This is a genomic window from Endozoicomonas sp. SESOKO2, assembly GCF_024606245.1.
Classification (GTDB): domain Bacteria; phylum Pseudomonadota; class Gammaproteobacteria; order Pseudomonadales; family Endozoicomonadaceae; genus Endozoicomonas_A.
In genome coordinates, this window is the sequence record NZ_JAHHPQ010000468.1 from 1 (window position 1) to 4482 (window position 4482).

At 49.5% G+C, this 4482-nt stretch carries 2 protein-coding genes; both read right to left on the reverse strand.

Going from position 1 to position 4482, the window contains the following annotated elements:
• Positions 1 to 490: hypothetical protein (locus KDK17_RS10635; protein ID WP_257288052.1), on the reverse strand; the 490-nt coding region annotated here is incomplete at its 3' end.
• A gap of 203 nt (positions 491 to 693) precedes the next feature.
• Positions 694 to 4482: transglutaminase-like domain-containing protein (locus tag KDK17_RS10640; RefSeq protein WP_257288053.1), on the reverse strand; the 3789-nt coding region annotated here is incomplete at its 5' end.

Here is a 4482-nt window from a genome sequence, read left to right on the forward strand (position 1 = left end):
TATCGGGGTCCAGCAGATCGTTAAATTTTGGCAGATCGTCGCTGGTGAGCTTGCGGATGTCCATCACCAGAGTGAGCGGCTGTGACCCTTCAAACAACTTGCCTGAACGCAGGCTGTGTCGACCATCGGCGGCAATACTCAATCGGCTCACCAGGTTAGCCTGTGAGAGGTCATCAGGATGGGAAACAAGAATGACATCCTGATGTCCATCGCCGGTCCGGGCGTCTAAAAGCTGTCGAACCTCATCATCACTGCCGACAAAACGAAAGTCGAAGGACTGAGGAGCCTGTTGGAGCGAGCAGTCCATTGACGATACGGTTCTCGCTTTCTCAGGCATCGTTACCGAAGGGGAAGATCTATTGAGTTCGGGCGTTACATCAATGCAGGCTTCGACAGTCTTTTCTGACGATAACTCCAGCTTTGCTACCTTGGCTGGTACGCTATTACCAGAAACGGGTTTCTTTACTTCCCCAACAATCCGGCCATCCATAGTCAACCTTTCTCCTTAAATCTGAAGGACTGCATTGAAACTGTTTGATTGTTTGACCTTCAGATAGGAAGAAAGTTCTATTTGGATGGCTACCTGCAATCCTTGAAGGAAGTCAACGATCTCGAAAAACTCATCATGGCCAGACCCATTAGCTGTCGCCGCACAACTGCGTGGATGCAGGAGCAATGGCCGTGTAGGGCAGACTATTCCCAGTCAGTCCACAGAGATTGGTTATCCAATGCGTCACAAAGCGAATTCAAATTCACGCTGTTCACAAACTCCCTGGCAATTTTTTTCAGCTCATAGGGTTTGAGCACCAGAGCATTACTGGCGTTTTGAGCCTGCTTTAAAAAGCAGGCATCCTTACGCGAGTGCTCAAAAACGTAAGAACTATTAATTTGAGTCATCATGGCATACAGCTCTTTTCGTGAGGATGGGTCATGAGAGCCATAGCTGCAAAGCTCCGACGAAGTCCTGAAGGATGCATGGCCCCAGCAATACATTAAACGACCACCCTTTGAGAGGGTCACGTCATACAGGTAATGAGTGAAAGCCTGCTGAATCGCTTGCCAACATCTATGCCTCAGCTTCTTTCTCACCTGTGACACAAAAAAGGAATTCACTTCGGTATTTTCCAATAACTGCTTCAAGTCAGGGCTGGTGTTAACTTTTCGTTGAAACAGGGTTTCGTGCTTTTCCTTTATCGCTCGGGCGTTCCAGTCAGGCCCCCCCACGATAATCACCGGACGCCGGTTCATCTTACCCGAGTTTAACTGCTCAAACGCCGGATCATGCACCAACATTCGTTCTATATTCGGAACGCCCTCAGGTTCGTCCGTCCAGACGATCTGTATGGATGGATCGACAATGTCATTTTCAAGGAGTGGCGAACTCCCATCATGACAATGAGTGATGAAGAAGGTGTCATTTTTTTTCTTTTGGAAGTTTTCGTAGGCTAACTGCCATACCTGGCTATTTTTTTCCCTGGACAAAAATTTCCTGTACCACATTTTCAGGCAGTGGGTGGCTTTAGCCTTCAGTTCATCGATGCTTTCAAGAGCCCACAAAAGCTGCCAATGTTCTTCGGGATTCTCAATACGGTCATCGCAGGTCGGCAGTGGGTCCAGCCAACCCAATGTCAGGGCTTCATCGGCAAGGCGAATAACCGGGGGGGTCTCCAGGTCACTCTTTGACAACATATCCACCATTGAATTCAACCACTGTTGAGGGTTTGCTCCGCCCTGAACAATCATTTTTGAATGCAATGGCTTGAGCAGTTCAGTGACCTGAACTTCGTCACCGTCGGCTAATATTTGCTGTACTGCCTCCGACATCGGTTTGTAGATACGGGTATTATAATAACGGCCGTAACGCACATTACCGACTAATGCCTTCTCGTCAGAACTCAATGTGTCTGTCTCCAGCGACTCTAACATTGAGACACCGGTTGCAAAACCGGTTACATCTTTTCTGTCCCAGAGATTCCTTACTATTCCGGAGTTACTCAGATCATCGGTGACGGGTAATGCACCGCCTGTTTCAAGGGCTGTGTTCAGTTCCTCAAGGCTAATGCCACAGGCTTCAGCCAGAGCTTGCTGTTGTGCTGAATCAGCCCCTTTAAAGAGTTTCTTAATCCTCTTTGATTCGCCGCCAGAACCACTGACCCGCTTGGTGGGTTGGAACTTGGACAGGATTTCTGTTGCCTCGACAGGTGCCCCGCCCAAATCCACGAACTTCCAGGTTTGGCCTCCGTCAACGGAACACTCTGCAAAGGCATGATCACGGTTAATAATTTGCCGACATGGAATCCCAAAATAACGACAAAAAGCAACAAAAACAGGCGCACGATGACGGCAGCTACCTTGCCGCCGTGTTACCAGAAAGTGAAATAAATTTGCACCGTACTCTGGTGCAGCATTACCGGAGAACTGTTGGCAATAGTGCTCGATTGCATTAATTCGTTGCTCCGGGTCTTCAGCCTTTTCTATTGTCTCTAAAAGTTGCTTTACTTCACACGACAGTTCGTCGATGTGCCTAAAGCGCCTGAACAGTTTCTCCAATACTGTTTTCATACCTTCGGAGCAGCGGGCGTCAAAACGGTTTGATGCTTCTGACCGGGCTTCTTCAACAGATGTTTTTTCGCGCGGTTTCCGCTGTTCTACGACGTAAGCAAATTGAATATTCTGGTTGTCTTCGGCCTCTGCAACATACAGCGTGTGAAGTCCGGTATATCGATCTCTGATCAGAGTGTATGGCAAATCGGGCTTCATGCGCAGGGCCACGATATAGTCGTCAGGCGTCAGGCTGGGCAATGCATATCGACCATTGTCTGATGCCCAGTCAAAGGTCGCCAGTGTTTGATCGCTCGCTAATGTTACTTCCTGATCAGGCCCTGATAACCGGGCCGGTGAGAGAACTTCGGCCCCCTGCATGTGTTGATCATTAATATCGATGAGTTTGACATCACCCTCAGGAGACACATAAACATCCTTTGCCCACCAACGATACATCCCGGAAGGAAGGCCCGGCCTCTCAAAAATTATATAACTGTCAGCTTGTGGCTTACCCCGGTGCTCATAGCGTGTTCTCCGGTCCAATGCCGGAGCCTCTTCCTCGTGGTCTTCCGGATTGTATTTTTCAGGAGCGTTACCATCGCCGGTAGTTAACGCTTCCTTAATCGATTGTGGCTCATGGCACGTGCTCTGATCCAATGCCGGAGCCTGTCCCTTCCGGACTTTTGCAGCCCGTTCTTCGTCAATATAATCGTCAAACAGATGGCTCGGCAGATCACTCAGCTGATGCCAAAACGCTGGCCACAATTGAACCGTATTGGAATTCCATGCACTTATGCGCCGGTCAGCCTCCTGAAGGTAGGGCTGATTAGCCGATAATGTCAGTGTTTGTTGCTGTTCTTCCGTCATGGGGAGTACGCTATTGGCTTCTACGCCCGTGCGGCTGAATTGATGATTAAACCAGCCTTGCTGCCAGTGTCGGTAAAGTGCCCCGATGAGAAAATCATCCGACTCATTCGGGTTCAGGGGAAGACCGGATGCCTGCCACCTGGCCTGAACCACCCTCTTGATGATTTCGGTTTTGATCTCTTCTTCGGTCTGATGAGTGTTAATACAAATTTCATGGCTTTGTTCATCAATACTGTTGAGGTCACTGCGTCGTATTAACCACGGGCGATTAATGCCCGGTATCGTGCGGTTGAACCAATCGCAAAGTTCAGCATCGGGCTCTCCTGTAGCTACGGCAATAGCCGATGGCCCGGGCAGTTTCTCCAGTGTTCTTTTGGCAGCCATCAGGTAAAGCCGGTAGTGCTGACTGAGGCATTGATGAAGCCCTTTTTCAGTAAAATCGCCTCCTCTGAGAACCGCTTTGGCGACATTCTGTAAATCAAGGCTGGTCGGCTGCAACGGCAGTTTTTTCTCTTGCAGGTAAGCCCTCAAACGACAATGTTGCTTAGTCAGTTGTTCAGCCAGAATTTTCCCTTGTTGGGTTTGCGGCAACACTTTTCCGGCAATGGCCTGTAATTCTGCCTGGCTGTACTGCCTGATAGGCAAATGTCGAAAACGCCCTTTCAGCGCCGGTGATAACGGTTTTCGCCCGCTGTACTCAGGTGGGTTGATGGTGGCAAACAGATGGAACCCCGGATGAGCGTCACCGGCCAGAATATCGTTCAACTCACCTTCCAGATGCTGGCTGTCGATCAGATTCATTTCTGAAATAACCACGATGCCGCCGTGGACTTTTGCCGTCTGGATCTTTTCACACACTTTTTTCCATGAGCAATCACAGGCGTTCAGGGAAAAGACCTCTGGCATGGATTCTTGCCGTTGTTCAGCCTGTTGTTTAAAACTTTTAATCACCAGGTTTAGCGTGGCATCCTTACCCCGCCCGGCAGGGCCTTCAATCAGCGTCGCCTGCCGGCCGCCGTGTTTCCTGTTGAGATGATAAGCCTGCTGACAGCGGCTTAAATCCTGTCCAAG